This window comes from Candidatus Pantoea communis (assembly GCF_011752685.1).
GTDB classification, from domain to species: Bacteria; Pseudomonadota; Gammaproteobacteria; order Enterobacterales; family Enterobacteriaceae; genus Pantoea; species Pantoea communis.
Window position 1 is genome coordinate 15,317 of sequence record NZ_VWXC01000003.1, and the last position, 26,435, is coordinate 41,751.

The following is a 26,435-nucleotide window of genomic DNA, read 5'->3' on the forward strand; positions in this document are numbered from 1 at the left end:
ATTTGGGTGCGTTCATTATAACGGCTTTCCTGTTCGATATGAGATCAAATTGTGATGCGTCTGGGTGCAGTTCCGCTTGATCGCGGCGTATTAAAAGCGATTTTCCTGGTTTGTCTGGCCGACGGTATTGTCGGGCTCTCTTACGGTTCGCTAGCGGCAGCGGATGGTTTTCCACTGTGGGTGCCCATCGCGCTTTCGACGATGGTGCTGGCAGGCGCTTCCGAGTTTCTGTTCATCGGTATTGTGGCCGCTGGTGGCAGCCCATTAACGGCAGCGGCGGCAGGTTTGCTGGTCAACGCGCGCCATTTACCGTTTGGTATTGCGGTGAAAGATCTGGTCGGGCAGGGGGGACGCAGTTTGCTGGGTTGCCATATCATGAACGACGAAAGCGTGGTGTTTGGCATTTCGCAAAAGACGCTTTCCCAGCGACGCGCCGCATATTGGGTATGTGGTTTGGGCATTTTTGCTATCTGGCCACTCAGCGTGGTATGCGGCGCATTTATCGGGCGCTTCATTCCCGATGTCTCGGCGATTGGCCTCGATGCGGTCTTCCCTGCCATCTTGATCGCGCTGATATTTCCCGCTTTGCGTCAACGTCGCACGCGGATTCCGGCCACGCTCGGTACGGCATTGTCAGTACTCGCCACGCCGTTTGTTCCGGCGGGAATGCCGGTATTGTTTTCATTGTTAGGCTTATTAAGCTGGCGGGAGCGCAAAAATGCACAATAACCTCGTGATTGCCGGGATCGCGCTGCTGGCCGTCGGCACTTATGTGATGCGCTTCGCGGGTTACCGACTGGGAAGCCGTATGCCGATGTCGGAATCGGTGCGCAATATGCTCTCGGATGCTGCTACGGTGCTATTGCTGGCGGTTGCCGTCACCACTGCACTATTTGAAGGCAGCCACTTCGCAGGTGTCGCGCGGATAGCGGGCGTGTTGTTTGCTGTGTTTCTCGCCTGGCGCCGTACGCCGTTGATTTTAGTGATTGTTGGCGCGGCCGTGATGACGGCATTGCTGCGTTATTTTGGGGTGCCTTAAACTAAAAAGAACAAACTTGCGGCAAGGGTTTTGCTAATGTGGGATTTCCGTATTCATCGCATAGAGAAGAATCCATGACACCGCGCTTAGCGCTTCCACATGAAGCCGCCAACTTGTGGCGTATTCGCAATCTCGCGATTCGCTATGGCTGCCAGTCAGTTTATCCGCCTGAAGTGATTGCCGCATGGACGCCTGACGCGTTGCCGTCAGGTTATTTTGAGGCGATTAAGGGCAATCCTTTCTACGTGATCGACGATCCTGAACTGGGCGCTGCCGCTACGGGTTTTCTCGATCTTAAAAGCGGCAGCGTAGAAGCGATATTTACCCTGCCAGCGTGCAACGGCAAAGGCTATGCCAGTGCGATTATGATCGCGATTATCGCGGAGGCGCGCCAGCGCGGTTTCCGGCAGCTGACCCTCGCCGCAACACCCAATGCCAGCGGCTTCTATCTGCGCCACGGCTTTAGCACGGTGCGTGAAGCTTTGTATCCTTCCGCTCTGGCCAAAGCCGATCTCCCCTGCATCGAAATGATACTGACACTATGATTGAGTAAGTAAAAACAACATGGATAGCACCAAAATGGTGATTAACTGTGTGGCTTATCGCCACGGCAAACGTGAAGAGCATGTCGATGTCGCCGACATCAGCAAAGTACTCAAAGACGAAAGTGCGTTTATCTGGCTGGGTTTGAATCAGCCTGAACCGGCTTTTATGCAGACGTTGCAGGAAGAGTTTGGCCTGCATGAGTTAGCGATTGAGGATGCGCTAGTGGCCCATCAGCGCCCGAAGATTGAGCAATATGGTGAGTCGGTGTTTATCGTGGTGAAAACGGCACATCTCGACGATCATCAGCGCATCAGCTTCGGTGAAACCCACTTTTTCCTCGGTAAAAACTTCCTGATCACCGTCCGCCATGGTTCATCGGAAGGCTATGCGGCGATTCGCGCCAGGGCAGAAAAAAACCACACCATGTTGTGTCAGGGACCGGGTTACGCGTTTTACTGCATCCTCGATTTTATCGTTGACCACTACAGCAAAATCACCGAATCACTCAGTGAACGTATCGGTACGCTGGAAGAGGGCATGTTTACCACCCGCTTTGACAGCAAAACGCTGGAGGATGTCTATCATCTCCGGCGCGAACTGCTGGCGCTGCGCAATGCCGCGATGCCGGTGACTGAAATTTGCGCCCAGCTGGCGCGTTTTCACGAAGACATTATTCCGAAGAACCTGCGTGCCTACCTGCGTGACGTTCAGGATCATGCTCATCACGTGATGATCGATGCCGAGGACATGCGTGAAATGCTCACCAGCGCAATGCAGGTCAATCTGGCGCTGGTGTCGGTTCAGCAGAGCGAAGTGAATAAAAAGTTGGCGGGCTGGGGTGCGGTGCTGATCGTCCCGACCATTGTCTTCAGTATGTACGGCATGAACTTCTCTGATATGCCCGAACTCAAAACCCACTTTGGTTATCCCGCGGTACTGGTGGTGACGCTGGCGATCTGTGGTGTGATGTGGTCACGACTGAAAAAAGCAGGCTGGTTGTAATCTTTTTATCAGATGACTTTATTATCACTGTGCTGATGATAGCGGCGCAGTGAATTAATATCTCCATCCACACATTTCCCTGAACGATTTAACTGCAACTGAGTGATTGAGCGGCCTGTCGCGCAAAACCTTCATCCAATTGCCACGGTTTTGTCATTTCGCTGTTTCTTTCATCATCATCTTTTCCTATAACAACGCCAGATTAAATACAACATATCCCACATTAACCACATAACCCGGTCTTGCTTCATTCGCCAACTGTTGCCACTATCGCTGCATAGTGATGCCAGAAATGCAGGGTGTAACCATGGCGGTGGACCAGAATTCATTTAACTCGATGCCTGATGTTATTGGCGCAGCGCAGCAGATTCGTCGCGGTGATATCAGCAGTGAAAAGCTGGTGGGGAATTGCCTTCAGCAAATAAAATCCCACAATCCCACATTGAATGCCTTTGGTGATGTTTACGATGAGCAGGCGATGGAAGAGGCTAAAAGCTGCGATCGCGAACGTCAGTCGGGCAAGAGTCGGGGTCCATTGCACGGTGTGCCGTTCGGCGTCAAAGATCTGTTCTCAACGGCTGGGTTGCGCACCACCAAAGGTTCACTCACCTCACTGGATAACGTACCAAAACATGACGCGCCGATTATTGAGCGACTGAAGGCGGCGGGAGCGATCATTGTCGGCAAAACCGCGACCACCGAGTTTGGCTGGACTGGATCAAGCTATTCACGGGTGTTTGGTCATGGGCGCAATCCGTGGGATCCGGCGTTAACCAGCGGCGGTTCCAGTTCGGGATCGGCAATCAGCGTGGCGGCGCGCATGGTGCCCGCCGCGCTGGGCTCCGACGGTGGCGGATCGGTGCGTATCCCCGGCGCCTTTTGTGGCATTTTCGCCCTTAAAGCCTCGCTGGGACGCATCCCGACCTGGCCGTGGTCTGCCACTGAAATGCTCAGTCATGCCGGGCCGATGACGCGCACGGTTCGTGATAGCGCACTGCTGTTTGATCTGCTTTCGGGGCCGGATGCGCGCGACCACCAGGCGCTGCCAGCGAAAAATGAATCCTGGCTGGCACGCTGCGACCAGCCATTGCCCGCGCTGCGTGTGCATTACAGTCCCACGCTGTTTAACACACCGGTCGACGAGCAGATTGCGCGTTGCGTCGAACAGGCGGTGGAGCAGATTGCCCATACGTTACCGGTGACGCTCACGGCACGCCCGCTGGATTGGTCATCACCGTTTGAGACATTTGACACTTTATGGAGCGGCGGGCGCGGTGTGGCTTATGGCGCCGCACTGCAGCAGCAGCTCGACCAGCTCGATCCGGGCTTTGCCGCGCTGATTGAACGCGCGCAGCGCCTGAATCTGGCCGACTACCTGGCGGCGCAAAAACAACGAGCGGCGTTTGCCGGACAGGTGCACGCCTTGTTTGACAGCGTGGATTTACTGATCACGCCTACGCTGCCAGTGCTGCCGTTTGCGGCCGATCGCCATGTGCCGGAAAACCAGTCGCCGGGCGACAGCGGAGTAGAGTGGGCGCGCTGGACACCTTTCACCTGGCCATTCAATTTGAGTGGTAATCCGGCGGCGACGATTCCCTGTGGTTTTACCGCGCAAGGTTTACCGGTGGGTTTGCAGGTGATCGGCCGACGTTATGCGGAAGGCGACGTATTGCAGTTCTGCGCGGCGCTGGAAGCCCTGATGCCGTGGGATCAACATCAACCTTCTCTGTAAGGCGCGGCCTTGAGACCGCCCGAAAGGTATACTGCGGTTTTGGCCTCTAAAAACAGAAGGTAAGAATGATTAATCAGCCACGTCTGGATGAGATCAAACGGATTTTACACCACGACAAACGGGTGCGCGTCACGGAACTGGCGCAGAAATTCGTGGTGTCAGAAGAGACGATTCGCCGCGATCTTAAATATCTGGAAGAGCAGAGCGTATTACGACGCGTGCACGGCGGTGCCATTTTACCGGTGCCCAGCGAAGAGCAGCCGTTACAGATACGCAGCCGTATCAAGCCGCGTGCTAAAGCGCGTATTGGTCAGCTGGCAAGCGAATTAGTGGAAGAGGGGATGGCGCTGTTTCTGGATACCGGCACTTCAACGCTGGCACTGGCGCAGCAGCTGATCCGCTTCTCGCGTTTGAAGGTTATCACGAACTCAATGGATATCGCCGCGCTGCTCACGCAGCAAAGCGATAACGCTGTCACGCTAACACCAGGGCGCGTTCGGCGAAATGATAACGCACTCATTGGCCCCCATACGCTGGAGTTCGCGCGTCAATTCCACTACGACATTGCCTTTATGGGCATTGGTGCAGTGGATCGGGACAACGGTTTTATGGATTACGAAGAGCCTGAGGCGTTATTAAGGCGCGTGCTGAGCACGCACTGTCGCCAGAGTGTGATTCTGGCAGATGAAGGCAAATTTGGACTGCGAACCTTTGTGAACACGCTGCCGTTTAGCGCGGTTGACACCTTAGTGACCAATGCGCGACCCGCGGCAGCTTTTGTAGCGAGTCTGGAGAGTGCCCATGTCAACATCCTCCATCCCGGCAATGCCGCGGATGACACCGCAAGATTATCAGGCGTTTGATGCGCTGTTCGCCCTCAGCAGCAGCATTGGTGCGACACCCGCAGGCGGCTTACATCGCCTGACGGCATCCGCTGCGGATAAGCAAATGCGCGATGCCTTTTGTACCTGGCTGACGCAACAGGGTTTTCACGTTCACGTGGATGAAATTGGCAACATCTTTGGCTTGATGACGCTTTGCGAAGGCGCGCCGTGGGTGCTGTGCGGTTCGCATTTGGACAGCCAACCGCTGGGTGGGCGTTTCGACGGTGCCTACGGTGTCACCGGCGCTGCAGTGACCATGGCAACATTGGCTCGCCAGCTGCGCGACCATTCGCAAACCGCGCAACGCAATCTGGCGGTGGTGAACTGGACCAATGAAGAGGGGGCGCGCTTTCAACCCAGCCTGACCGGCAGTTCAGTGTTCACAGGCGCACTCTCGCTGGAGCAGGCTCTGGCGTGTTGTGATGGCGAAGGTATCTCGTTGCATACAGCTTTGCAAAATATTGGTTATCGCGGAACGGCGTTACCCGATCTGACGGTGGCGGCCTACTGCGAACTGCACGTTGAGCAAGGTCCACATCTTGAATTGCAGCAGAAACAGATAGGTGTAGTGACGGAAACCTGGGCGGCACTGAAATGGCAGGTGACGTTTCGCGGAGAGCAAAACCATACCGGCCCGGCATTGATGGATCGCCGGCGGGATGCGCTGCTGGCAGCCGCGCACACCATTGTGGCGGTGCGTGCAGAGGCTGAACGCTATGGCGAAGCGCTGCATACCTCGGTGGGCCGTCTGGAAACCGTGCCTAATTCGCCGAACGTAGTGACTTCTGAAGCCACGTTATTTATTGAGTTTCGTTCTGCTGATGAAGCGCTATTGCGCCAGTTGCGCGACAGCTTCGGCCAGCAGATGCAATCGATTGCGCAGAACACGGCCACCGATGTCAGTCTCGACCGTGCACAGTATCGTCCACGACAGCAGTTACATTCGGCATTGAGTGATCTGGCTTTAGCGCAGGCGGAAAAATTGGGGTTGAAAGCGATGCCGATGCGTTCAGTAGCAGGTCACGATGCGATAAGCATGAGCTATCACTGCCCGAGTGCATTGCTGTTTGTGCCCAGCGTAGACGGCCTTTCGCACAATGAACGTGAATACACCGCCACCGCCGACTTGCATCGCGGTCTCGACATGTTGATGGCGATGCTCACTGAGCTCTGCCTGAAAGGGGAGGACGCCCTATGTTGATGCGTTTACAGCAAGCGCTGGCGAGTTGGCAACCCGCGCAATCCTTTGATATTCAACCAGGCACGGCAGGTGTGGCGTCACCGCATCGTTTAGCGACGGAATGGGCCGGATTTCGCCTGCAGTCAGCGGGGCAAGGCTATTATGCCAAGATGCTGTTCGATGATCAGAAAGCGTTGATTGATTTCCAGCGCAGCGCCGAAATTAGCCGCCAGGCGGGCGAGTTGGGCATCGCCCCGTCGCTATGCCACGCCGATCCGCACAATGGCGTTCTGATCTTTGCGGCGCTGGATGACAGCTTCCGCTGGGCGCGACTGGATGCGTTACGCGATCCGCATCACTTTGCCAGCCTGACGCGCACGCTGGATAAATTACATCACTCAGGATTGCCGCTGCCCTTACACAGCCGTCAGCAGGATATGTTGCGGCTACGTTTTCAGCTGGAAACACAGGGTGTGCAACAGCCAGAAGAGCTGAAATGGATGGGGGAATGTGTCGATTTGGCGTGGGAAGCACTCAACGCCGCGTCTTATACACCCGTTTTGATCCACGGCGATAACATCGCCAGCAACTGGATGGTCAACGCTCAGGGTGAATGGCGCTTGCTGGACTTTGACTACGCCGCGTGTGGCGATGCCTGGCACGATATCGCGACGCTCATCCACGAACAACTGCCCACTGACGATCGCTGGCGTGATGCGATTCGTGCGTGGCGCGGTGACTGCAGCGAGGCTGATGTAGCGCGTTGTCGCTTATATGCGCTGGTGGATGATTATCACTGGACGCTGTGGGGTATGCTGAACGGTGTCACCAGCATGCGCGGCCTGGAATTTGCCAAGCTCGGCCAGTGGATGCTGTTGCGCTGCCGTCAGAGCCTGAGCGATCCCCGTTTTGAACGTTGGTTAAACCTGACTGCGGAGCAGGCAAAATGAGCAAATCTCTGGGTGAAGCGCAAAGCTGGCAGGAACAGCGGGTGGAACAAGCTATTACGGCGATGCCGGAATGGCAGGGCAGGGCGGTGCAGTATCGTCCGGTAAGCGGCGGTATTTCCAACGCCAACTGGCATGTCGCAGTAGAAGGCGCGCCTTGTGCTTATTTCGTCAAAATTCCCGGCGAAGGCACCGAGCGCTTTATTAATCGTGACACCGCACATGAAGCGAGCCTGAAAGCAGCGCAAACCGGCTATGGCGTGCCGGTGGTGGCCTATCTGCGCGATCTTGGCGTGGAAGTGTTTGAGTTCATTGATGGCTGGCGCGCCTCGTCAAACCTCGATTTCCAGCAATCCGCGATTCGTCATCGTGCGTTGCAGGGCTTGAAAAGTTTCAACGATCAGCCGTTGCTCAGGCAGAACAAAACCGTATTCGACATGCTCAATGAGCATATTGAGCAGGTCGGTGCACTCAATGTCGCGTTCTCTGCTGATGCTGCCTGGTTGCACAAGCAGGCACTGCGCGCGCAGCAGGCGTTAGAAGCGGCGGGATTAGATTTGGTGCCGTGCATGAATGACACGCTGGCGGGTAACTTCATGCTCAATGCGCAGAACGATATTCGGCTGGTCGATTTTGAATATGCATCAAATAACGATCGCTGTTATGAACTGGCGCTGTGGTTTGGCGAAATGTTTTTCACACCGAAAATAGAACAGGAATTGCTGGAGGACTATTTCGGTAAAGTGGATGCAGCATTATTCGCTCGCGTGCAAATACATAAGTATCTGGCGGATATGAAGTGGTCAACCTGGGCCATTATTCAACATCATGTGGCCGATATTGATTTTGATTTTTCAAAATATGGTGCCTGGAAGCATTTGCGGGCGCGCAGCGTGTTAAATCATCCCGACTGGGAAAACTGGCTACGCGCGGTGTAAGCGGAACGCGCCGGGATTAATTCCTTGTAAGATCGTCTGTAACATTATCCGTCCGTCGTATTTTCGGACAGCGCTCTTTGCTGTCTGATGTTGAGGTTACACCAAAGGGGAAATGCTGATATTCAGCAGGTAAAGGAGTGCGCACACCGTCAATTAATATTGAGGAGGTTATTATGAGTTCGATGGTCATGGCGCAGCAATTACGCGCCCGCATAAGTATTAAAAATAAAATCTTCGCCCTATACCTGTTGGCATTATTACTGCTGGCACTTTGCCCACCGCTTTATTTAAGCGTCAGCGGAAGTAGTGCGTTATTACTGGGGATACCTCTGCCGATCGTTTATTGGCTCGCGATTGCGGTATTCCTGGGTGTGGGATTATGGGTTATGTATCTGGCGGAATGCGCGTTTGGCGAAATTCCGGATGATGAGGAAGTCGCATGAAAATCACTGCAGCAGAACCCCATTATTTAATTACCTTTGGCATGATTGGCCTGTTTCTGGCGATCATGATTGCCGTGCTGTATGCCACCAACCGTAAAAGCACCTCCTTTTCTGATTACGCCGTCGGTGGTCGGTCTTATGGGCCGTGGTATATCGCCATGAGCTATACCAACTCGTGGTGGCCGGGAGCGACTTTTACCGCTTTCTTCTCACTGTCGGTGAGCGGAGTGATCGGCTTCTATGGCGCGGTCTACTCAACGCTCGGCGTGACAGCCATGTATCTGATGGCGCGCCGCGCGTGGAAATGGGGCCAGCACTTCAACCTGACGACACAACCCGATCTGCTCGGCATGCGTTTCAACAGCCCGGCGGTGAAGCGAGTGGCGTCGATTATCGGCATCATCTGCGTCTTCCCGTGGGTGGTGATGGGTATACAGGCACTGGCGTTGTTGGTGGAATTTGCCAGTTTTGGTCGCTGGGGCGTCACCACCTGCCTGATCGCTGGCGTGTTGTTGATTCTGGTGCGTCAGTACTGGACCGTCAGCATGGGCATGCGCGGGTTGATCATGACGGATATGTATCAAGGCATCATCGCCTATGGGTTGGGTGCGCTGGTGTGCGTGGTGCTGTTGTTTGGTGGCGATCATGGCTTTAGCCAACTGGCGACGTTACCACCTGCAATGCTGCAGATTCCGGGCGCGGAAGGTTCGCACTATGGTCCCTGGTATATGTTCAGCCTGATTTTCACCGGTGTGATTGGGTCAATGTGCTGGCCGATGAGCTTCCAGCGTATTTATACCGCCAGTGGCATCCGTGCTGTTAAGAAAGGCACCTTGCTGACGATTCTGCTGGTGGGCGGTTTTTACGCCATCCTGATGCTGTTCGCCACGGCGGTCAGTCAGGATCCTAACGTGCAGGCCAATCCACAAAATGGCTTCTTCACGGCGCTGTTTGATCAGGGCGGTCCGTGGTTGCTGGCACTGGCGCTGGTGATTGTTCTTGCTGCCAGTATTGGTCACGTTGATGGATGCGTGCAGGTATGTGGTACGCAGTTTGCCAACGATCTGGCGACCTGGAATAAACCGCGTAGCGATCGTCAACTGACGGTGCTGGCGAAGTCGGGCATGGTGGTATTTATTGTCGCTGCCGCGCTGTTGGCCTACTTCACCTTCAACTATTCCCGTTTGCAACTGCTGGCGCAGATCTCCTATCAGGGGATTATCCAGCTGGCGGTGCCGTTGTTCTTTGGCATCTTTAGTCGCTTTGGTAACAAACAGGGTGCGCTACTGGGCATGATGACCGGGATTATTATCGCTATCGTGCTCACCGTGTTCTTCCCGGATGACATCCCGGCGCTTGGCTCGCTGACCAGCGGCATCGTTGGCCTGGCGGGTAACGTGGCGGTGTTTGTGGTGTGTGGTTTGCTAATCCCGGTTGACGACAAAGAGAAAGCCCGTGTCGAAGCTTTGTTCGCGCTGGCTGATGGTGTGAAAGCGCCGGTGGCAAAACCGCTGATGAACTAACCCGTTGCATTCCTTTTCGTATCAAGGCCATGATAACGCTCTGACCCCTTATCGGAGCCTATCATGGCCGCCTCTTCGCCGTTCAATATTGGTCTGCTGCTGTTCCCTCATCTCACTCAACTCGATCTCACTGGCCCGTGGGAAGTCTTTGCTCGCATGCCCGGCTCAAGCGCTAACTAACTGGCCCAGCTCCAGCTTCAAACAGCGATCGGCGAGGTGGAAATAGCGATCGTCATGGGTGATCACCAGAACGGTTTTCCCCCGTGCTTTCAGCGCGGGGAGCAGTTGGTGGTAAAACACCTCGCGAAACGCCGGATCCTGATCGGCTGCCCATTCGTCAAACAGATAAAACGGGCGGTCTTCCAGCCAGGCCACCAGCAGCGCCAGGCGCTTACGCTGTCCGGTGGAGAGCGCCAGCGTCGAGAAAGTGCCCTCCACCAGCATGACTTTTCGGGTTAATTGCAGGGCATCCAGCAGGGCGTGCGCTTCGTCATTCCAGCGTGTGCTGTCGATGCCTTGCAAATCCTCAAACAGATGAAAATCATTAAACACGGCAGAAAACAGCTGACGATAACCGGCGCGGTTGCTCTCATTGATCACTTCACCGTCCAGCAGCAGTTGGCCGCTATCCGCCTGATATAAGCCGGTAAGCAGTCGTGCCAGCGTGGTTTTACCGCTGCCGTTGCCGCCCGTCAGATACACCAACTCACCGGGACGAAACTGCAATGAGAGTGGGCCGAGCTGAAATGCCTCATGCTGATAGGTGATGTCGCGCAGTGCCAGCTGATGGAAACTGAGCGGCGGTGCACCAAAGGTTGTTTGCTCAGGTGGCAGCTGCTGCTGCATGGCTTGAATGCGTTTGAGTGCAACCTGCGTGAGTGTCAGGCCGGGCAGGGCGGCGAGCGCTGTCTCAATCGGCACGATCATATAAAGAAACACCATCGCGAAACCAGACATCACCGCGCCGTGCAGATCCAGCATGTTGGCGAGTAAAAACATCACCACGCCGATAAAGGCAAAAAAGAAGACGCTGGCCCAAATGTTGGCCAGAGCATACAGCACGTAACCGCGCGTACGTTCCACGCGCACCTGCTCGATGGTATTGAAAAGTTTGTTATGCAGAAACGCCTGTTTGCGCGGGGCGTGTAAGCGCAGTTCTTTCGCACCGCTGAACAGCGCGCTCACTTCACCAGTGAGCGTCTCTTCACGCTGACGTGACTGGCGCATCAGTTTTAAGGCGCGCCGATGCACTCCACTGTAGCCGAGTGAGCCTATTAACACTGTGATAAGCGCAATCATCATCACGGTCAGCGACAGATAACCGAGATAGCCCATGCAGCCGATGATCACCGCCAGCGACATCACGAAACCCGGCAAGGCAATAAAGAACACCACCACCTGGTCGAGGTCCTGCGTCAAAACGCTGAGGGCACGCGGCATGCCGTGCTGTTCAAGATCGGCATAACCGGCATCCGCTACCTGCTGGACCAGCTTGCGGCGCAACTCGGCTTTGCAGCGCTGGCCCATTGCCATAAACAGGGACTGACTCAGAGTGCGCGTGCCCAGCATCAGCAGCGCCAGCAGGGCGAACTGCCACGCCAGTTGCCAGCGCTGTGCCTCCGTGGCGCTCAATCCCTGATTGATGAGTGCCAGCAGCGCCGCGTTGCTCAAGCCACCGATCACGCTGCAGGCCAGTGCGACGAAAAACAGCACACCGGTGGTGCGCAGTAACATCAAATAAATCGACACCTCATCTCCTATGAGTTTGTACTATCCAACGGCCGCCACAGCAGCAATGCCAGCCATGGTCCGCCCATCAGGGTTGCCATCAGGCCCGCAGGAATTTGCCGTGGGTACAGCAGGTTGCTGCCGGCCCAATCAGCCAGCATCATTAAAATGGCGGCGATCACGGCGGCAAACAGCATCTGTTCCATGGGTTTACGCGCGCCCAGCTGGCGGGCCAGTTGCGGGCCAAGTAAGCCGATAAATGACAGCGGCCCAACAATTAAGGTGGCAACGCCGGTCATCGCCGCAGCCAGCAGCATCAGCAAAAGCCGGGATTGAGTCACGTTCAGCCCAAGCGAGGAGGGAATTCCCTGCAGTGGCAAAAGCAGCATCGCTCGCCGCAGCAGGGGAGTGAGTGCCAGCAGTAACAGGGCCAGGGTGAAAGCTATCACGGCGATGGGTGTGCTGACGTAATAGGTGGATCCGGTCATCAACTGGCGCAGCATCGCGGCGGCCATACCGTTGTTGCTGATAACAATGGCGGCAACGGACTGGAACAGTGCAGTAATGGCCAGCCCGCTCAGCAACATGCGTTGTGGATTGAGGGCATAGTGGCGCGCCTGCCACAACGTTATCGCCAGTGTGATCAGCGCACCTGCCGCACTACTGGCAATCATCACCGGCATGCCTGCCATCGGCCAAAGTAACAGTTGCACCGTAATACCCAATGAGGCACCGGCACCGATGCCGAGCAACTCTGGGCTTGCCATCGGATTGCGGCTGATGCGTTGCAAAATAACGCCCGCAGTTGCCAGCAGCACACCAGCGGCGATGGCGGCCAGTAAGCGTGGCAGACGAAATGGCAACATCACCTGAATCTCAGCAAAGGAGTTCCAGCGCCAGCCGTTGACCCCATGAGCAAAGGCCAGCGCGACAATCAGCATCACCACAAAGAGAGCAAGTACCGGCAGGCGTGTAAAGCGTTGCGCCGGGAAGGGAGCAGGTTGAGGCTCGTTCACATCGGGCTGAAAAAGATGGCGCAGGCGCGGCAAAAACCACAGTAACAGCGGTGCGCCTGCCAGCGCAGTCATCATCCCGGTGGGGAGCAGCAAGCCATCAATACCATTGAGGCGATTGACCCACTGATCGGTGAGCCACAGTAAACCAGCGGCCAGCAGCGGTGACCAGAGAAGCTTCTGGCGCAGGCTTTTCGCGCCCGCCAGTGCCGCCAGGTGTGGCGCAGCAAGCGCGATAAAACCGATGACGCCCACCACACTGATCACCAGGCTGCTCATCAGCAACGCAGACATTATCGCAATCCCTCGCACCCATCCTGCAGGCAAACCGATTGAGTGGGTAACCCGCTCATCCAGCGCCAGCAGGCGTAAAGGGCGCAAAATCAGCAGCACGGGAATGGCAGCGATCAGTACGCGCGGCAATAGCCATCCCAATGCGTGTGCATTCTCTTGCGCGAGAGAGCCGCCACCCCAGATAAACACGGCGGACAGCGAACGATCGTAAATGATCGACAACAGCAGATTGGCGGCACCGCAATACAGGTTCACCAGCATACCCGCGAGCGTTAACGCCAGCGGGGTAAACCCCTGACGTACACTAAGCAGAAAGACCAGCGCAAAGGCGACGATCGCTCCACTGAGCGCAATCCATTCTCGCCCCAGCAGCAGCCATGCAGGTGCCATCAAGGTGGTGAGGGAAAGCGCTAAGGTTGCGCCGGAAGAAATGCCCAGCGTCATTGGTTCGGCTAACGGATTGCGCAGCGCCTGCTGCATTACCACGCCGGTAAAGCCCAACGCCAGACCACATAAAATCGCCATGCCCTGACGAGGTAACCACATCAGCGTGAAGACCTGTTGTGCCAGCGTGGGCATTGCGGTGTGGTGCAGCGCTTGCCAGGCATCGTGCCACGGCAATTGGTGCGCCAGCTGCTCAAGACATAGCATCAGCGCAACTGCAAACAGTAAAAGCGTCAGTGAGGCGGGATGGCGATTCATGGATTTGCCTCGTTTAACGCCTTGACCAGCGCTTCGGCGAAACGCACGGCGGTGAGCACGCCTCCTTCCGTTGAAAGTCCATCCGGTAACTCCAGCAACCGATGCCCATCCGATCGCGTGAGGGTATGCCACAACGGAGATTGCAATACGGGGTTGAGATCAATTTCCGGCCAGGAAGGCAGCAGCGCCAGCCAGCCGGGCGGCAACTGCGTGAGTTGTTCCAGTTCCAGCGTGGCATAGCCCTGAGCGCCCACCGCAAACGGCGTGTGGTGGTGCAGGTCAAGTAAACCCAGCATGTCAGTAAACAGACTTCCCGCGCCCAAAGCCAGCACATGCAGGGTATCCAGTGGATGCAGTAAATAGATGGGTTTGTCTTTGAAGCGAACGGCTTGCTGTCGCGCACTCTCGAGGCGTTGCAGTAAGCCTGCCATGACTTGGTCAGCGCGTGTGCGGAGACCGGCCAGCTGTGCCAGCGCATGCAGATTCTGCTGCGCCTGTTGCCACGGACGGGGGCCACTTGTCGAAAAGTAGGATAACGGGGCAATGCGGGATAGTTGTGCTTCAGCCATACGGTGTGCTGGCGTGACCAGTAACGCGTCAGGCCGCAATTCAAACAAGGTTTCGTAATTGGGTTGAAATAACAAACCCACATCGGCGACCTGCTCGGGAAGCGGAGGCTGGCTAAACAGGCGGCGATACCAGTCGGGGGCGGCAACGCCAACCGGCGTGATGCCCAACAGCAGAGCCATTTCGGTGATCCCCCAATCGAGGATCACCCAGCGCGGCGTCGTTTTTGCCTGCAGCGGAAACGAAAAAAGGGCCGCGCCTGCCAGCGCGCCCTTAATCAGTGTTCGACGTCGGATTACCACTGATAACTCACCGTGGCGATCAGTTGACGGCGTAAGCCAAAGTGACAACCAAGATCGTTACAGTTGCTGAGGTACTGTTTATCGGTCAGGTTTTGCAGATTCAGACCAAGCTGCCAATCCTGCCAGCGATAGCGCATCATCGCGTCGTAGATCATCGCAGCCGGCACTTTCAGGCTGTTGTCGCTGGTGGCATAGCTGGTGCCCACGTATCGACCGCCGCCGCCAATCGTCAGGCCATCCAATACACCCGGCAGAGCATATTCGGTCCAGAGCGCAGCAGTCTGGCGGGCAATCGATACCGGTTGCTTACCTTGCGTATCATCATTGGCTGACAACACTTTCGGGTTGGTCAGTGCATAAGAGGCATTCACCAGCCAGCGAGATGTGATATTGGCTTTCGCTTCCAGTTCTAATCCCTGTGAACGGATTTCGCCGGTCTGTACTGTGTAGTTGGCGTGATTCGGATCGGCGGTCAACACGTTGGTTTGGCGCAGGTCATACAGGGCCGCACTGAACAGCGCATTAAAGCCGTTTGGCTGATACTTAATCCCGACTTCCGACTGTTTGCCTTTGGTCGGTTTAAACGGATCGCCGCCAAAGGAGGTACCCGCCTGCGGCTGGAACGACGTACCGTAGCTGATATAAGGCGCAATGCCGTTATCAAAGTGATACAGCAAACCTGCGCGGCCGGTGGTGGCGTAATCATTCAGCTCAGTGCGCGTGCCACTGACCCAGTTCTGGCTTCGCGTTTGCGCTTTGTCATAACGGCCACCCAGATTTAGCACCCAGTTGTTCCACTTCATGCTGTCCTGCAAATAGATACCTTGCTGGGTCATGAAAGATCGACTGTGATAATCGATCGATGGCGATTCTACTGGCGTGCTGTAGTCCGGATTGAGATAGCTGATATCTGACGCGCTGCCGTAACCGCTGTTCTGCCGCAAATCGTCATGCACAAAATCGACACCCAACGTCAGCGCGTGATTGATGGCGCCGGTATCGAGATTGCCTTGCAGGTTGGTGTCCACATCAAAGGCGTTAAATGATTCGATCACCCGCATACTGTCGCGACTCACCGTGGCTGACCCATCGGTGATGGTCGCGGTGGGGTAGACCATCTGATAATCGCTGCTGGTATGCAGATAGCGCAGGTTTTGATGCACGCTCCAGACGTCATCAAACTTGTGCATAAAGTCATAGCCGATGCTGGCCTGCTCACGACGGTAATAGTCGAAGCCGGGCTGACCGCCGTAGAATTTGTCAGAGAAATTGCCCTGCGCCAGCTTGACCAGGCTTCCTTCCAGCGGCAGCTGGTTGTAGAAACCGGTGTAAGGGTCTTTGCGGAACTGACTGAGTAACGTCAGGCGCGTGTCGTCATTCGGCTGCCAGGTCAACGCGGGCGCGATATCGTAATGCTTGTATTTGGTGTAATCGACTTGCGTGTCATTACGCGACCAGGTCCCGGTGATGCGGCCCAGCCAGTGTTCATCGTTATCCAGTGCGCCGGAGAGATCGAGTCCGGTTTCGAACAGATTATGACTGCCGGTGCTGACAAAAATCTGGTGAATAGGCTCCGCGGTCGGGCGCTTACTCATCAGGTTAATCACGCCGCCGGGACTCGCCTGGCCGAATGTCACTGAACTCGGGCCTTTGACCACCTCAACGCGATCCAGCAGGAAAGTGTCGTAATTCGGACGTGACCAGTAAGTCACCGTTGGCAGGCGCAGGCCATCCAGGTATTCATCAGCGGCAAAACCACGGATATAGATGTCGTCAAAACGATAATCTGCACCGCCGCCTTCGGCACCAATTCCCGCGTTGTAACGCAGTGCTTGTGGCACATTCAATGCCGCCTGCGAAGCCATTTGCGCCTGGGTGATCACCGAGATGCTTTGTGGCGTTTCGATAATCGGCCGCGTGCTTTTTGTGACAGAATCTGCTTTCTTCGCCACCTGATTCCAGCTGTCGGCATCTGCGCTATCGCTATCGACACTGTTGGCTGTCACGGTGAGTGTGGCGTTCGAATTGTTATTATTATCAGCAGCCCAACCTGATGTGCTGCTGATTAGCATCAGCAGCAATACGCTCAGTGGCTTGCGCTTAAAGGTGCAATGACCCGGCATTTATTTTCCCCGATATGTTCCAATGGCCCCAAATAGTGATACAAATGATAATCATTACTATCTTATTTGATAGCGTCCTGCTGGCGGGTTTGCACCTTCTCAATTGCAAATAACGCAGAGCAGACATCAATCGGCAATTTAACGGGATTGGGTGAAAGGGTGTTGCAGAAACCACTTGCGGCGGAAATGACGCCAGCACTGCCATTACTCGCCACGCGCGAAATGCATTATCAGGCTGGTCGTGAAGAGCGCTGGCACGCGCATGAAGTGGCGCAACTGGTGCTCTGTTTGCAGGGTGTGATGCGCGTGCAGACGCAAACCGCTTCCTGGACATTGACACCCGGTCGTGCGCTTTGGCTGCCGGGCAGTGTACCGCACGCGTTGACCGCGCTGAGCGATATCCGCAGTGCCAGTTTGTATCTCGATCCCAAACTGGCGCGGGCGTTTTGGCCGCAGGCGCGTAGCATGTTGATCTCGCCGCTATTACAGGTGTTGATGCAAACGCTGGTGGAGATCGAGTTGCAACCGCAGCCCGACCTCGCGCGTGTAGATCTGATTTCACCGCTGTTACTGGATGAGATCCGCCGTGCCTCGGATGGTCCGGTGTGTAATCTGCCGTTGCCCAGCGACCGCCGTTTACTCAACATTTGCCAGCAGCTACTGGCGACCCCGGCCAGCGGCGATACGCTGGAAGAGTGGGGCCAGCGCGTGGGTGCCAGTTCGCGTACGCTGGCCCGCCTGTTCCGCGAGCAAACCGGTATCACCTTTACCCAATGGCGCCAGCAGTTACGTCTCTCAGAGGCACTGGTGCAATTGGCGCAAGGGCAGACGGTTTTGCGCACCGCCAACCAACTTGGCTACCAAAGCCCCAGCGCCTTTATCTCGATGTTCCGCCGTTTGATGGGTGAAACACCACAGCGATTTCTGCGAATTTCAGCCTGAAATCGCCAGGGATATTTTCCCTCAATGCCCACTGGCAGTAGGGCGCACGGTGATTTCGTTAACGTCGACTTCGCCAGGCTGATCGATGGCCCAGCTTACCGCCCTGGCGATAGCCTCGGGCTTGAGTGCAATCTGTCGATAGCTTTTCATCGCCTCGCGCGCCACGCTATCGCTGATGCTGTCTGCCAGTTCAGATTCCACCACGCCGGGGTTGATTACCGTGACGCGCAGCTCACGCGATTCCTGGCGCAAACCATCGGAAATGGCGCGAACCGCATATTTGGTGGCGCAGTAAACGGCGGCGGTGGGGGAAACCGTTAGCGCTCCTATAGAAGCGATATTAATAATATGCCCCATGCGCTGTGCCTGCATGGTGGGCAGCACCGCAGCGATCCCGTACAACACGCCGCGAACGTTGACGTCCAGCATCAAATCCCACTCCTCAACTTTCATTGAACTCATCGGCGAGAGTGGCATAACGCCAGCGTTGTTGATCATCACATCAATGCGTCCGTATTTCTCCAGCGCGAAATCCGCCAGCTTTTGCGTATCACTGCGCTGTGTGACATCTGTTGCGAGATAATCCACGCTGGCACCTTCACGGTGTAATTCATCGCACAAGCTTGCCAGGCGATCGGTACGGCGCGCACCCAGCACCAGTTTGTGCCCCTGATGGGCCAGATGACGGGCAATGCCTTCACCAATCCCGCTGCTGGCACCGGATAACAGAATAACTTTTTTGCTGAAGTTCATGACGAGTTCCTCGTGTAATTGACGAGGCTATTGTTGAAAAAGTCAGCCGGGCGCAACAGACCGGATTGTGGCGAATGTTTGCCTGATTCTCTCGCCGCCATTGTGCATCACTGAATGAAATGGCTATGCTTTGCCTGAACCTCTCTCTGGAACGCTATCTATGCCGTACACGGTAAAACAGCAAACCTGCCACCTGTTACGTCAGCTGGCCCGCCAGGAAGGCTATACCGAATCCTTGCTGGAGAGCGTGCGCTTTATGCGTGCGGACCAACAGTGGGCGCGCACGCCGGTGCTGTATGAGCCCAGCATCATCATTATTTGCCAGGGATCGAAACGCGCCTTTCTCGCCGATAAAATGTATCGCTATGACGCACAGCATTATCTGGTGCTGTCAGTGCCGTTGCCCTTTTCCGCCGAAACTGAGGCAACTTCTGAAGAGCCACTGCTGGGGATAGCAATCCGTCTGGATGCTACGATGATCGCGCGGTTAGTGGCACAACTTGCCGAAGCTGATACGGCGGTCACGGTACCACCAGCAGGGATTATCTCTACGCCGATTAATGATGTGCTGGCAGAAAGCACGTTGCGATTACTGGAGGCGCTCAGTGATCCACTGGAGGCTAAAGTGCTGGGACCCGCGCGCGTAGAGGAGATCTGCTTTCGTATATTGATGGGCGAACAAGGCGGTGCGGTGCGCGCGGCGCTGACCTATCAGGGCCATTTTGGCCGCATTGCCCGTGCACTGCAGCGTATTCATGCTGACTGGCAGCAGCCATTGGATGTACCTCACCTGGCGAACGAAGCGGGGATGAGCGTGCCGCGTTTCCATCTGCATTTTAAAACGGTGACGCAAACGTCTCCGATTCAATACCTTAAATCGCTACGTTTGCATCAGGCTCGTTTGATGATGATTCGCGATAATTTGACCGCCGCCGGTGCCGCGGCGCGAGTGGGATATGAGAGTGATTCCCAGTTTAATCGCGAGTTCAAACGTCTGTTTGGTCGCAGCCCGGCAGAAGAAGCGAGGGTGATGAAAAGGGCATTTGAACTGCTGCCGCCTGAGCAATTAACCGGGCGACTACAGGCACATTAACTTAACGTATGCCCATCACGGCAATCACCGCCACAATCCAAAACAGGGCACAGCCTGTCAGCATCCATTGCCAGATCTGATGGCGTTCAGGATTGAAAAGCGCATGGATGCGTGCACGAAAAATCGTTTGCATAGAAACCTCGGGTCAGAATGTTTAATCGGATATGGAGTGGCTGCGTTCAGAAATGTCTGGCAGCGGATAGGAACATTCTGACTATTTCTTACACAATGATCGACGAGACCAGTCTTGTTTGTGCGAGGGAGGAAAGTGGGACAGGGGCCTCCAGCCGCGAAGATTGGGACTTCACGCGGCTGGGGACAACGGTTTTACACGCTGTGGGTGACGCCTCCATCAACACGAATGTTCTGAGCGGTGATGTAGGCCGCGCCGGGTGAGGCGAGGAACGCGATGGTGGCGGCGACTTCTTCTGCCGTGCCATAGCGTTTAAGTGGCACACTATCACGACGCTCATCACTTTTCGGCAGACTGTCGATCCAGCCCGGTAACACGTTGTTGATGCGAATGTTATCCGCTGCGTAAGCGTCAGCGAAAATTTTAGTGAATGAGGCGAGTCCGGCGCGGAAAACCGCTGAAGTTGGGAACATGTCTGTGGGTTCGAACGTCCAGGCGGATGAGATGTTGATAATGCTGCCGCCGCCCTGTTTCTGCATGACAGGCGTCACCAGACGTGCTGCGCGCACCACGTTCAGGAAATAAGTCTCCATGCCGCGCTGCCAGTCATCATCACTCAGTTCCAGTATCGGCGCACGTGGCCCATGTCCGGCGCTATTGACCAGCACATCAATGCGACCCCACCGCGCCATCGTCGCCTCAACCAGTTTTTGTAAGTCATCCACTGACTGGTTGGATCCGGTGATACCTAATCCGCCTAAACGGTCAGCCAGCGCTTCCCCTTTGCCAGAGGAGGAAAGGATCGCAACCTTATACCCATCCGCTGCCAGTTTTTCTGCTGCTGCGGCACCCATGCCGCTTCCGCCTGCCACAATCACTGCGACTTTTTCTACTGTCATGATTCGTATCCTTTTTAAGATTAGAAGTCGATTTATTGCAGTATAGGGGCTAAATTCGGTTGCAGAGAGTCAGTCTGATTCGCAATTGACGATAGGAAAACTACAGGATGGGTCAGGGGTTTCCCACGCTACCGCCGCTTAATGCGTTGAAAGTATTCGAAGCGGTGACGCGTCATCTCAATTTTCGCCTCGCTGCTGAAGAGCTTGGCGTCACTCAGGGCGCGGTGGCACAGCAAATTCGTGGGCTGGAGAGCAGCCTGGGGCTGAAGCTGTTCGAACGGCTGCCACGGACTTTGGCGTTAACCGCAGCGGGTGCAGGTTATGCGGTGAGTGTCCGTCAGGCGTTTGAGTTGATCGATGAGGCCACACGTGCTTTGCGACCCGAACCGGATCATCTGACCTTGAGTGTCACGCCGACTTTTGCCAGCCGCTGGATGCTGCCTCGCTTACCGGCCTTTACCACCGCGTGGCCGGATATTGACCTTCGTGTACTGGCCTCAGAAAGATTAGTGCAGTTTCATCACGAAGGGGTTGATCTGGCGGTGCGTTATGGACGTCCTCCGTTTGGGGCAGGGCTGGATGCCACGCTGCTGTTCAGTCAAAGCGTATTGGCAGTGGTGAGTCCGGATTTATTGGCTGGGTTGGGCGATCCGCAGGATCGGGATAGCTTTGAGCGCTATGCTTTGCTGCATGACGGGCACCATCTTTGGCCTGCCTTTCTCGCTTTTGTCTTCCCAAAAAGTACGCTACATCATCAGCATCATTTGCGTTTTAACCAGACTGCACTGGCCTTAGAGGCGGTGGTCAGCGGGCAGGGCATTGCCCTCACCAGTCCGCATTTTGTCGAAAACGATCTTGCTCGCGGTCGTCTGGTGCCCGCGTTTCCTCAGCAAATGAACGTTGACGCGGGCTGGTATCTGGTCTCTCCCCATCGTCCACGTGAACACACGAGCGTACAGGCCGTGCGTGCGTGGTTGCTTGAGCAAATAAAGTAGCTGTATGTGGCCGAAAAAATGCTCCGTTTTTGTTCAATCACAAAATCAGTAATTCTGATGATCTCATGTGGATTATGAATGTTATAACTGACTGAAGATGCAAACCCGGGCTTTTATCCTGCAAACGCAGTGGATTAGCAAAATATCACGATATTTCAGCAAGTAACCATTAGCAATGCGCGTTGCAATCCTGCTATGGCTGTGAATAAATACGAGGTCAATCATCATAAAAATGCCATAAAGGCCAGGCGTCAGCCTGAAAAGATCAATGCAATTATGACCGACCTTAAAGATGTTTTAGCCAGGGACATCAGCGCCAAAAGCGAAAGCATGGAAGCGCACCTGATTGCCATCCGCCGTGATATTCACGCGCACCCCGAACTCGGATTTGACACAATTCGTACCGCGCATATCGTCGAGCAAGAACTGTTGCGCCTTGGCCTGTCACCACAAACGGGCGTCGGCAAAACCGGCGTGGTGGTGGATATTGTGGGCGAACAGCCCGGCAAAACCATTCTGATCCGCGCCGATATGGACGCGCTGCCGATTCAGGAACAGACCGGTTTACCGTTTAGCAGCACCTATCCCGGTAAAATGCATGCCTGCGGCCACGATATCCACACGGCGACACTGCTGGGTGTGGCGGCGATTGTTGCGCAATATCGCAGCCAGTTAAAAGGCACGGCGCGGCTGATCTTCCAGCCAGCAGAAGAGACGCCAGAGAGTGGCGCCGAGGCGATGATTGCTGATGGCGTGGCAGAGGGCGTGGATCTGGCGATCACTTTGCATAATAAGCCCGAGCTGGCGGCAGGTGAAATTGCGCTGACGCGCGGTGCCAGTACGGCTTCCAGCGACGAATTTGATGTCGTCGTCCACGGCAAATCCACTCATGCTGCGCGCCCACATATGGGAATCGACCCGATTATTGCGGCGGCGAACCTTATCAGCCAACTGCAAACCATCATTTCACGTGAACTCGATCCGGCGCATTCTGCGGTGTTAACCATTGGCCATATTCATGGTGGCTCGACGCACAACATCATTTCCGATAGCTGCCTGATTCAGGGCACCGTGCGGGCGAAATCACCTGAGTCACGCGCGCACATTGAGCACGCTTTTAAGCGTATCTGTGCCGGCGTGGCGCTTTCGCTGAATACACGCATTGATGTCAACTATCAGCGCGGCGTGCCCCCGTTAATGAATGATGATGCGCTGATCGATGTGCTCGAACCCATTTTGTCGCACCAGTTTGGTAAGCCGATTGTGGCGAAACCAAGTGCCAGTTTTGGCGCGGAGGACTTCTCCCTGTTTACCGAGCGGGCGCCAGGTTGCCAGATTCATATTGGATCCGGTGCGCCGGGACGCGACGATCATCTGCATAATTCGGATTATCAACCCGACGAACGCAGCATTCATGCAGGCACTCAGGCATTAGCCCGTTTAGCCGTCGATTTACTCTCCTAAAATAATGAACTCAGAGGTTTTATGATGATGCGTAAAGGGCTGTTTACCGCTTCCGCTGGCCTGTTGCTGCTGGCAACTTCTGCACTGGTGCAGGCAAAAGATTTTGGCACACTGAAATTCGCAACCGAAGCGGCTTATCCTCCGTTCAACCAGTCTACGCCGAGCGGCAAGATTGTTGGCTATGAGCCCGATATGGTGGCGGAACTGGCGAAACGTGCAGGCTTCAAATATGAAATCGTGGCGCAGAAATGGTCTGGCATGATCCCGGGCCTGGTCGATGGCAAATATGATGCTGTCATTGATGCGGTTACCGTGACACCTAAACGTGAAGAAGTGGTGGATTTCACCCATCAGTACACCGTGAGCGTGTCTGGTTTTGTGACCCTGAAAGGTAGCGCGGTAGATACTTTGCCGGGTAACGGTGAAGTCGTTCAGGCGGGTGATGAGGCGGGCATGACGAAAGCCATCGATGCGCTGAAAGCGAAATTCAAAGGTAAAACCATCGCCGTGCAGGTCGCGACTATTCAGGCTGATTTCCTCAACAAATATCTGGCTGACGTTGCCACCATCCGCACCTATCAGGCTGGCCCGGAAACTTTTGCTGACCTGCTTAACGGTCGCGTTGATGCGGTAATGGCGTCACGCACCAACCTGAATGCCTATGTGAAAAAACACACCGATACTGTGAACAGCACCGGTTACGGCTTCTCCGGCGGCGTGTTAGGGCAGGGTTCAGCGATTGCCATTCAGAAGAACAACCCGGAGCTCAAAGCGGCGCTGGATACGGCTTTAGTTTCAATGATCAAAGATGGCACGCTGAAACAGCTATCAGAAAAATGGTTCGGCGAGAACGTCGCGCCTGCGGAGTAATGCTAAGCGCTTATGACTATTGACTGGCAATTGTTAGGTTTTGGTGACGAAGGCTGGGGCGGCGTCTTGCTTGACGCCGCCACGGTGACCGTCACCGTTTCTTTGTGTGCATGGCTGCTGGGCGCAGTGCTCGGCAGCCTACTCTGTTGGATGCAAATTGGTGGTGCGCGCTGGCAACAGCGCCTCGCTAATGGCTATATCACGCTGTTTCGCGGCGTCCCTGAGCTGCTGGTGATCTATTTGTTTTACTTTGGCGGACGCCAGGTGGTCTCCTTCGTCGGGGAAACATTAGGCATGCAGGGGCCGTTTGATGTTAACGGTTTTGTCGCCGGGGCTATCGCCATCGGATTGATCTCTGGCGCTTACCAGAGTGGTGTGTTTCGTGGCGCATTTTACGCCATCCCGAAAGGCACGCTGGAAGCGGCTACGGTGACGGGTATGGGACGACTGATGCTGTTTCGCCGTATGATCGTGCCGCAGGCGCTTCGCACCGCGCTGCCAGGCATGGGGAATCAATGGCAATCAGTGATCAAAGAGTCTGCACTAGTTTCCGTCACCGGCTTAGTGGAAACCATGAACCAGATTTCCACTGCATCCAATTCCACGCAAATGCCGTTTTTCTTTTACAGCGTTGGCGCGGTGATCTACCTGATCATCACCACCTGTTCCGATTTTGTTTTCCGCTATGTGGAAAAAGTGGCCATGCGCGGGCAACAACGCGCGCGGTTGTAAGGAGCCACGATGGATTTCACCTTTTTACAGCATACGCTGGCCGCGTTGCTGCGCGGTTTACCACTGACCCTTAATCTGGCCGTTTTGTCACTGCTGGGTGGGGGGATTTTAGCGTTATTGCTCAACCTGTTGCGCCAGAATCGCTATGGTAGCGTCTTTGCCCGCTTTTACGTTTGGCTGTTCCGCGGCACACCCTTGTTAATCCAGATTTTTATGATCTATTACGGATTGGGGAGTTTACCGGCAGTGCGCGAGAGCGTGCTGTGGCCGCTGTTGCGCGATCCCTACTGGTGCGGGTTGATTGCGCTGGTGCTTAACGATGCGGCTTACACCTCGGAGATTCTTCGTGGTGGTCTTAATGCCGTTAGCGTGCAGTCGCTTGAGGCAGCCAAAGTCAGCGGTATGTCGCGCTTCACGACGCTGCGCCGCATCACCTTGCCGCTCGCCGTGCGTCAGGCGTTGCCTGCTTACAGCAATGAAATTATCTCTATGATCAAATCCACATCCCTGGTCAGCACCATCAGCCTGATGGAAATGACCGGTATCGCGGACTCGATTGTGTCAGAGACGTTCCGCGCGCTGGAGGTGTTTATCAGTGCGGCGATCATTTATCTGCTGCTGACTGTGCTGGTCAGTAAAGCGGTGGCGCTGCTGGAGCGCCGTTTGTCACCTTATCATGTTGGAGCACGTCAATGAGTAAACCCACTATCGCCCTGAGTCATCTCAGAAAAAGTTATAGCGGGCATGAGGTGCTTCATGACATCAGCCTGACGGCGCAGGATGGCGACGTGATATCACTGATTGGCGCCAGTGGTTCCGGAAAAAGTACGCTATTGCGCTGTATTCCGTTTCTTGAAGTGCCGCAAGGCGGAGAAATCGCGGTCGGGGATGAGGTGGTCACCATTGACAATCCCCACGAGAAACTCAGCCGTGAGCAGCAGCGTCGTATCAAACTGATGCGCATGCAATTGGGTTTTGTCTTCCAGAGTTTCAATCTGTGGCCGCACAAAACGGTGCTGCAGAACATTATTGAAGCGCCGGTACATGTGCAGAAACGCAGTCAAAAAGAGGTGATTGAAGAAGCCGAAGCTCTGTTGCATAAAGTCGGGCTGTATGAAAAGCGCAACGCGTGGCCATCGCAGCTGTCGGGTGGGCAGCAGCAGCGTGTGGCGATAGCGCGTGCGTTGGCACAGCAGCCCAAAGCGCTTCTTTTCGATGAGCCCACCTCCGCTCTCGACCCTGAACTGGTGGGCGAAGTGTTACGGGTGATCCGCAGCCTGGCTGAAGAGGGACGCACGATGATCATCGTCACCCACGAAATGGGCTTCGCGCGTGATGTCTCCAACAAAGCGGTGTTTCTGCATCAGGGCAAAATCGAAGAGTCGGGGCCGCCACAGCAGGTGTTTACTGATCCGCTCTCAGACCGGTGTCGCGCATTTGTGAGTAGTCACTTGCAGCGTAATAGTTAACCTCCTTTCAAACCCGCTTCGGCGGGTTTTTTCATAGCCAAACCCGCCAATAAGTAATTTTGTTGGTTAACAATCCCACTCTGAAATACATTAATTTTTAGGATATTTCTTGCGATTTATCT

Annotated in this window: 26 protein-coding genes and 1 pseudogene; 20 read left to right on the forward strand and 7 right to left on the reverse strand. The window is 55.2% G+C overall.

What is annotated here, in order from left to right; translation table 11 throughout:
• Positions 1-54 precede the first annotated feature (54 nt).
• From F3J37_RS06020 to F3J37_RS06075, 12 genes and pseudogenes are all read left to right on the forward strand, one after another.
• The gene (locus F3J37_RS06020) at positions 55-729 is read left to right on the forward strand and encodes an AzlC family ABC transporter permease (protein ID WP_166932392.1); all 675 of its coding nucleotides are present in this window, start codon (positions 55-57) and stop codon (positions 727-729) included.
• Complete coding sequence (locus tag F3J37_RS06025) at positions 719-1,039, forward strand: AzlD domain-containing protein (protein WP_034822312.1); 321 nt, start codon at positions 719-721, stop codon at positions 1,037-1,039. Before F3J37_RS06020 ends, F3J37_RS06025 begins: the two co-directional genes overlap by 11 nt.
• 74 nt (positions 1,040-1,113) lie before the next feature.
• Positions 1,114-1,584: a GNAT family N-acetyltransferase gene (locus F3J37_RS06030; RefSeq protein ID WP_166932394.1), complete on the forward strand. Its 471-nt coding sequence runs from the start codon at positions 1,114-1,116 to the stop codon at positions 1,582-1,584.
• Positions 1,585-1,618: 34 nt separating this feature from the next.
• Positions 1,619-2,587, forward strand: coding sequence for a magnesium/cobalt transporter CorA (corA, locus tag F3J37_RS06035; protein WP_166932753.1), 969 nt, complete (start codon positions 1,619-1,621; stop codon positions 2,585-2,587).
• 292 nt (positions 2,588-2,879) lie between these two features.
• On the forward strand, positions 2,880-4,319 hold the full coding sequence (locus tag F3J37_RS06040) for an amidase (protein WP_240154073.1): 1,440 nt from the start codon (positions 2,880-2,882) through the stop codon (positions 4,317-4,319).
• A gap of 65 nt (positions 4,320-4,384) precedes the next feature.
• The gene (locus F3J37_RS06045) at positions 4,385-5,182 is read left to right on the forward strand and encodes a DeoR/GlpR family DNA-binding transcription regulator (protein ID WP_166932396.1); all 798 of its coding nucleotides are present in this window, start codon (positions 4,385-4,387) and stop codon (positions 5,180-5,182) included.
• Positions 5,121-6,404 (forward strand): Zn-dependent hydrolase, encoded by a 1,284-nt coding sequence (locus tag F3J37_RS06050; RefSeq protein ID WP_166932398.1) that lies wholly within the window; start codon positions 5,121-5,123, stop codon positions 6,402-6,404. Before F3J37_RS06045 ends, F3J37_RS06050 begins: the two co-directional genes overlap by 62 nt.
• Entirely contained in the window at positions 6,398-7,333 is a 936-nt protein-coding gene (locus F3J37_RS06055) for a phosphotransferase (protein ID WP_166932400.1), read from the forward strand. Before F3J37_RS06050 ends, F3J37_RS06055 begins: the two co-directional genes overlap by 7 nt.
• Positions 7,330-8,268 (forward strand): choline kinase family protein, encoded by a 939-nt coding sequence (locus F3J37_RS06060; RefSeq protein WP_166932402.1) that lies wholly within the window; start codon positions 7,330-7,332, stop codon positions 8,266-8,268. Before F3J37_RS06055 ends, F3J37_RS06060 begins: the two co-directional genes overlap by 4 nt.
• A 173-nt stretch (positions 8,269-8,441) precedes the next feature.
• The gene (locus F3J37_RS06065) at positions 8,442-8,711 is read left to right on the forward strand and encodes a hypothetical protein (protein ID WP_034822302.1); all 270 of its coding nucleotides are present in this window, start codon (positions 8,442-8,444) and stop codon (positions 8,709-8,711) included.
• A complete protein-coding gene (locus tag F3J37_RS06070; protein WP_166932404.1) occupies positions 8,708-10,234 on the forward strand; it encodes a sodium:solute symporter family protein in 1,527 nt (508 codons plus the stop codon). Before F3J37_RS06065 ends, F3J37_RS06070 begins: the two co-directional genes overlap by 4 nt.
• A 63-nt stretch (positions 10,235-10,297) precedes the next feature.
• Positions 10,298-10,399 (forward strand): annotated as a pseudogene (locus F3J37_RS06075) (DJ-1/PfpI family protein); the annotation flags it as partial.
• Here the strand turns inward: F3J37_RS06075 and F3J37_RS06080 are convergent.
• Genes F3J37_RS06080 through F3J37_RS06095 form a run of 4 tightly spaced genes read right to left on the reverse strand, consistent with a single transcriptional unit; the run spans position 10,400 to position 16,963 of the window.
• Complete coding sequence (locus tag F3J37_RS06080; RefSeq protein ID WP_369410654.1) at positions 10,400-11,983, reverse strand: cyclic peptide export ABC transporter; 1,584 nt, start codon at positions 11,981-11,983, stop codon at positions 10,400-10,402.
• A gap of 8 nt (positions 11,984-11,991) precedes the next feature.
• Positions 11,992-13,971 (reverse strand): Fe(3+)-hydroxamate ABC transporter permease FhuB, encoded by a 1,980-nt coding sequence (gene fhuB, locus F3J37_RS06085; protein WP_166932406.1) that lies wholly within the window; start codon positions 13,969-13,971, stop codon positions 11,992-11,994.
• Positions 13,968-14,840 carry an ABC transporter substrate-binding protein gene (locus F3J37_RS06090; protein WP_166932408.1) on the reverse strand — a complete coding sequence of 291 codons (873 nt, stop codon included), beginning with the start codon at positions 14,838-14,840 and terminating at the stop codon, positions 13,968-13,970. The genes fhuB and F3J37_RS06090 overlap by 4 nt, the downstream gene beginning before the upstream one ends.
• Complete coding sequence (locus F3J37_RS06095; RefSeq protein WP_166932410.1) at positions 14,834-16,963, reverse strand: TonB-dependent siderophore receptor; 2,130 nt, start codon at positions 16,961-16,963, stop codon at positions 14,834-14,836. Before F3J37_RS06095 ends, F3J37_RS06090 begins: the two co-directional genes overlap by 7 nt.
• A 159-nt stretch (positions 16,964-17,122) precedes the next feature.
• On the opposite strand from F3J37_RS06095, the gene F3J37_RS06100 reads away from it, so the two are divergent.
• Positions 17,123-17,905: an AraC family transcriptional regulator gene (locus F3J37_RS06100; RefSeq protein ID WP_230599014.1), complete on the forward strand. Its 783-nt coding sequence runs from the start codon at positions 17,123-17,125 to the stop codon at positions 17,903-17,905.
• A gap of 21 nt (positions 17,906-17,926) precedes the next feature.
• Here F3J37_RS06100 and F3J37_RS06105 read toward each other — a convergent pair whose 3' ends face one another.
• Entirely contained in the window at positions 17,927-18,658 is a 732-nt protein-coding gene (locus F3J37_RS06105) for an SDR family oxidoreductase (RefSeq protein ID WP_166932411.1), read from the reverse strand.
• 160 nt (positions 18,659-18,818) lie between these two features.
• Between F3J37_RS06105 and F3J37_RS06110 the strand changes: the two genes are divergently transcribed.
• A complete protein-coding gene (locus F3J37_RS06110; RefSeq protein ID WP_166932413.1) occupies positions 18,819-19,751 on the forward strand; it encodes an AraC family transcriptional regulator in 933 nt (310 codons plus the stop codon).
• 1 nt (position 19,752) lies between these two features.
• On the opposite strand, the gene F3J37_RS28365 is transcribed toward F3J37_RS06110, so the two are convergent.
• Together F3J37_RS28365 and F3J37_RS06115 are read right to left on the reverse strand one after the other, a co-directional pair.
• On the reverse strand, positions 19,753-19,884 hold the full coding sequence (locus F3J37_RS28365) for a hypothetical protein (protein WP_255464748.1): 132 nt from the start codon (positions 19,882-19,884) through the stop codon (positions 19,753-19,755).
• Between the two features lie 194 nt (positions 19,885-20,078).
• Positions 20,079-20,783: an SDR family oxidoreductase gene (locus F3J37_RS06115; protein WP_166932415.1), complete on the reverse strand. Its 705-nt coding sequence runs from the start codon at positions 20,781-20,783 to the stop codon at positions 20,079-20,081.
• A gap of 107 nt (positions 20,784-20,890) precedes the next feature.
• Between F3J37_RS06115 and F3J37_RS06120 the strand changes: the two genes are divergently transcribed.
• The 6 genes from F3J37_RS06120 (at position 20,891) to F3J37_RS06145 (ending at position 26,313) form a co-directional block, all read left to right on the forward strand.
• Positions 20,891-21,778 (forward strand): LysR substrate-binding domain-containing protein, encoded by an 888-nt coding sequence (locus tag F3J37_RS06120; protein WP_166932417.1) that lies wholly within the window; start codon positions 20,891-20,893, stop codon positions 21,776-21,778.
• A gap of 276 nt (positions 21,779-22,054) precedes the next feature.
• Positions 22,055-23,242 carry a M20 metallopeptidase family protein gene (locus F3J37_RS06125; RefSeq protein WP_166932419.1) on the forward strand — a complete coding sequence of 396 codons (1,188 nt, stop codon included), beginning with the start codon at positions 22,055-22,057 and terminating at the stop codon, positions 23,240-23,242.
• A 21-nt stretch (positions 23,243-23,263) separates the two neighbouring features.
• Positions 23,264-24,112, forward strand: a complete 849-nt coding sequence (locus F3J37_RS06130; RefSeq protein WP_230599012.1) for a transporter substrate-binding domain-containing protein — start codon at positions 23,264-23,266, stop codon at positions 24,110-24,112.
• 12 nt (positions 24,113-24,124) lie between these two features.
• Positions 24,125-24,844: an ABC transporter permease gene (locus F3J37_RS06135; RefSeq protein ID WP_045816766.1), complete on the forward strand. Its 720-nt coding sequence runs from the start codon at positions 24,125-24,127 to the stop codon at positions 24,842-24,844.
• Between the two features lie 9 nt (positions 24,845-24,853).
• Positions 24,854-25,540, forward strand: coding sequence for an ABC transporter permease (locus tag F3J37_RS06140; protein ID WP_045816765.1), 687 nt, complete (start codon positions 24,854-24,856; stop codon positions 25,538-25,540).
• Complete coding sequence (locus F3J37_RS06145) at positions 25,537-26,313, forward strand: ABC transporter ATP-binding protein (protein ID WP_160834542.1); 777 nt, start codon at positions 25,537-25,539, stop codon at positions 26,311-26,313. The genes F3J37_RS06140 and F3J37_RS06145 overlap by 4 nt, the downstream gene beginning before the upstream one ends.
• Positions 26,314-26,435: the final 122 nt, after the last annotated feature.